The organism is Streptomyces sp. NPDC059443 (assembly GCF_042750105.1).
Taxonomy (GTDB): domain Bacteria; phylum Actinomycetota; class Actinomycetes; order Streptomycetales; family Streptomycetaceae; genus Streptomyces.
Window position 1 is genome coordinate 1 of the sequence record NZ_JBHYVM010000064.1, and the last position, 3,618, is coordinate 3,618.

At 70.5% G+C, this 3,618-nt stretch carries 3 protein-coding genes; all 3 read right to left on the reverse strand.

What is annotated here, in order from left to right; all coding sequences use genetic code 11:
• Positions 1–80: 80 nt before the first annotated feature.
• Genes ACFXDJ_RS35515 through ACFXDJ_RS35525 form a run of 3 tightly spaced genes read right to left on the reverse strand, consistent with a single transcriptional unit; the run spans position 81 to position 3,481 of the window.
• Positions 81–1,583 (reverse strand): glycoside hydrolase family 3 protein, encoded by a 1,503-nt coding sequence (locus ACFXDJ_RS35515; protein ID WP_384851269.1) that lies wholly within the window; start codon positions 1,581–1,583, stop codon positions 81–83.
• A gap of 6 nt (positions 1,584–1,589) precedes the next feature.
• Positions 1,590–2,426 carry a carbohydrate ABC transporter permease gene (locus ACFXDJ_RS35520; protein WP_384663947.1) on the reverse strand — a complete coding sequence of 279 codons (837 nt, stop codon included), beginning with the start codon at positions 2,424–2,426 and terminating at the stop codon, positions 1,590–1,592.
• A 59-nt stretch (positions 2,427–2,485) separates the two neighbouring features.
• Positions 2,486–3,481 (reverse strand): carbohydrate ABC transporter permease, encoded by a 996-nt coding sequence (locus ACFXDJ_RS35525; RefSeq protein ID WP_384663943.1) that lies wholly within the window; start codon positions 3,479–3,481, stop codon positions 2,486–2,488.
• Positions 3,482–3,618 lie beyond the last annotated feature (137 nt).

Genomic DNA, 3,618 nt, shown 5'->3' on the forward strand with positions numbered 1-3,618 from the left:
TGACAGATTGCGAGGGTGGCTCCGCGGGGGGGGGCGCGCGCTCGGGCCGCCCGGCCCTTCGTCGCATACCGAACCAGCCCCTACACCCCCGCGATGACCTCGGCGGCAGCCTTGCCGCAGACGCGGGCGGCGCCATGCGTCGCGATGTACAGCGCGCCCCGCGGCTCGGCCCGCGGGAGGCCCATCTCGACGACGATCGTCTGCGGCCGCGCGGCGACCAGCGCGTCCAGGGCCTCCGTCATCCAGGGGTGGCGGTGCGCGTCGCGGACCACCGCGACGACGGTGCGGTTCCCCGCGGCCGCCAGGATGCCGGCGGCCGAGGAGCCCTCGGGGTACACGCCCGACTCGGTGCCGGGGATCAGCGCGGCCAGTTCCCCGGCCACTCCCCACGGGGTCTCGTCGCCCACGGCGACGTTCGCGACGGGCGCGAGCGTGGCCACGTAGGGCGCGTTCACCGGGGCGGCGGCAGCGGGCGAGCCCGAGACCGTCACCGCGCGGCGGGCCGCCGCCAGGCCTATGCCGGGCGCGCTCCCCTCCTGGTGCGCGCCCGGCGCGGCGAGGGCGGCGCGCGAGCGCCGGGTCCATTCGGCCAGCGTCCGCACCCGTGCGGCGGCCTCGGCGAGCCGCTCCTCCGGGAGCGAGCCGTCGCGTACGGCCGCGACCAGGGCGTCGCGCAGGCGCAGGACGGTCTCCTCGTCGGCGAGCCCGCCGCCGACGCAGATCGCGTCGGCGCCCGCCGCGATGGCCAGTACCGAGCCGCGCTCGATGCCGTACGTCCCGGCGATGGCGTTCATCTCCATGCCGTCGGTGACGATCAGGCCCTCGTAGCCGAGCTCCTTGCGCAGCAGACCGGTCAGGATCTGCGGGCTCAGGGTGGCCGGGCGGGTCGGGTCCAGGGCGGGCACGAGAATGTGCGCGCTCATGACGGCCAGCGTGCCGGCCTCGATGGCCGCCCGGAACGGTACGAGTTCACGCGCGGCCAGGGTGTCGAGGTCCACGTCGATGCGGGGCAGCGCGTGGTGCGAGTCGACGTTGGTGTCGCCGTGGCCGGGGAAGTGCTTGGTGCAGGCGGCGACGCCGGCGGCCTGGAGGCCTTCGACGTACGCGGCGGTGTGCCGGGCCGCGAGCTGGGTGTCGGCGCCGAAGGAGCGTACGCCGATGACCGGGTTGTCCGGGTTGGAGTTGACGTCCGCGGACGGGGCCCAGTTGAGGTTGACCCCGCACTCGGCGAGGCGGCGGCCGAGTTCGCGGGCGACGTCGCGGGTCAGGTCGGTGTCGTCCACGGCGCCCAGCGCCAGGTTCCCGGGGAAGGACGATCCGCCCCGGACTTCCAGGCGGGTGACGTCGCCGCCCTCTTCGTCGATGGCGACGAGGACGTCCTCCCGCTCGCCCCGCAGCTGCGCGGTGAGCGCGGCGAGCTGGTCGGGAGAGGCGATGTTGCGGCCGAACAGGCCGACGGCGGTGAGCCCTTCGGAGACCCGGCGGAGCAGCCAGGCGGGGGCGCTGGTGCCCTCGAAGCCGGGCTGGAGCACCGCGAGGGCGTCCCTGGTGAGCGTGTCTGTGCGGTGCGCAAGGACAGTCATGGGCCGTTATCCCTTCACGGCGCCGGCGGTGAGGCCCGCGGCCATCTTGCGCTGGACGATGAGGAAGAGGATCACGATCGGGATGGCCATCATGGTGGAACCGGCCATCATCGGCGCGAACTCGGTGCCGTGCTTGGTGGTGAAGTTGCCGAGCCAGACGGTCGCCGTCTGGTTCTGCTGGCTCATCAGCATCAGGGCGTAGAGGTACTCGTTCCACGCCTGGATGAAGCCGTAGACGGAGGTCGCGACCATGCCGGGGGCCAGCAGCGGGAAGACCACCCGCAGGAAGGCGCCGGTCGGAGTGCAGCCGTCGACCTGGGCGGACTCCTCCAGCTCCTTGGGGATGTTCACGATGAAGCCGCGCAGCGTCCACACCGTGAAGGGGAGGATGAAGGTCAGGTACGTGATGATCAGACCGGTGAGCTTGTCGTACTGACCGAGGTCGTTGAGCAGCAGGAAGACCGGGATGATCATCGCGACGAGCGGGATCATCTGGACGGCCAGGATGCCCACGATCACGATCTTGCGGCCCCGGAAGGCGAACCGGGAGATCGCGAGGGCCGCCAGCATGCCGACCGCGATGCCGATGACGACCACGACGAGCGAGACGATCAGACTCCGCCCGACCGGTCCCCAGAAGTCGGCGATGTTCAGGGCGCGCCGGAAGTTGTCCAGCGTGAACGTGGTGGGGAAGAAGTGGGGGTGCGGGTCGATCGCGTCCTTGGACGGCTTGAACGCGGTGTTGAGCATCCAGTAGACCGGGAAGCCCATGATCGCGAAGACCAGGAGTCCGACGGCGTTCCAGCCGATCTTGGACTTCCTCGGCTTCCTCGGCTTCCTCAGCTTCGTCGTTCCGACGGGCGCGACGGGCGCTGCGGGTGCGGCGGGCGCGGTGGTCGAGGTCACTCCACCTCTCCGATCTTGAGCATCTGGCGCATGTAGACGGCGACCACGCCGAGCAGGAGCAGCACGGTCACGAGGGCGATCGCGGAGCCGCCCGAGTAGTCGTTGACGACGAAGGCCTGCTGGTACGAGTACGTGGTCAGCAGCTGGAACTCGGACTCGGGGTTGCCGTTGCGCATCACGAAGACCTGCGGGAAGACGCCCATGTCCCAGATGACGGAGAGCGTCGTCAGCATGACGATGATCGGCTTCATGATCGGGAGGGTGACGTGGCGGAAGACGCCCCAGGCGCCGGCGCCGTCGAGGCGCGCGGCCTCCTCCAGCTCCTTGGGCACCTGCGTCAGACCCGCGCTGAGGGTGATGACGATGAAGGGCACCGCGCCCCAGATCACCAGGAGCATGATCACCATGAGGCCCTGCGGACCGCTGGCGAACCAGTTGTGGCCGACCATGTCCACGCCGGGGAGCTTGTCCAGCAGGTAGTTGAGGACGCCGTAGTCCGTGTCGAAGAGCCACTTGAAGACGGCCGTCGCGACGATGATGGGCATGCCCCAGCTGGCGACGAGGGCCACGCTGATGAGGATCTTGACGAAGCCGGAGACCCGCTGGAGGAGCAGCGCGATCAGCATGCCGATGACCATCGTCAGGACGACCGCGCCCACCGCGAAGAGGACCGTGCGGAGCACGACGGCCCAGAACTCGCCGTCGCCCAGGACCTTCGTGAAGTTGTCGAAGCCCACCCACTGGGCTTCCTTGAAGCCCCAGAGCTCGGTCTTGCCGAAGTTCTGGAACGAGAGGGTCACCAGCCTGAAGAGCGGGTACCCCATGATGAGGACGATGATCAGCAGGCACGGCGCCAGCAGCAGCCAGGGAGTCGCACCCGGGCCCTTGCGGTCGGCCTTGCCCGGCTTTCTGCTGTTTCCGCTCCCGGCTCCGCGGGAAGCCTTCTGCTTCGCCGGCGCCAGGTCGGGCTTGGTGGTCTGTGCGGCACTCATCGCGCGCTCCTCGGGGGTCCCTCTCTTGACGGGCGGCAGGGCCCCCCCCGCCCGCGGGGGGCCGCCCGGCGGAGGGGCCAAGGTGTTTTTTTTAATTTTGGTATAGGGGGGGGGGGGGCGGGGGGCGCCCGCGCCCC

Excerpts from the sequence above, each read along its gene's own strand:
- ACFXDJ_RS35515 (WP_384851269.1), bottom strand. The coding sequence starts at position 1,583 with ATGACTGTCCTTGCGCACCGCACAGACACGCTCACCAGGGACGCCCTC.
- ACFXDJ_RS35525 (WP_384663943.1), bottom strand. The coding sequence starts at position 3,481 with ATGAGTGCCGCACAGACCACCAAGCCCGACCTGGCGCCGGCGAAGCAG.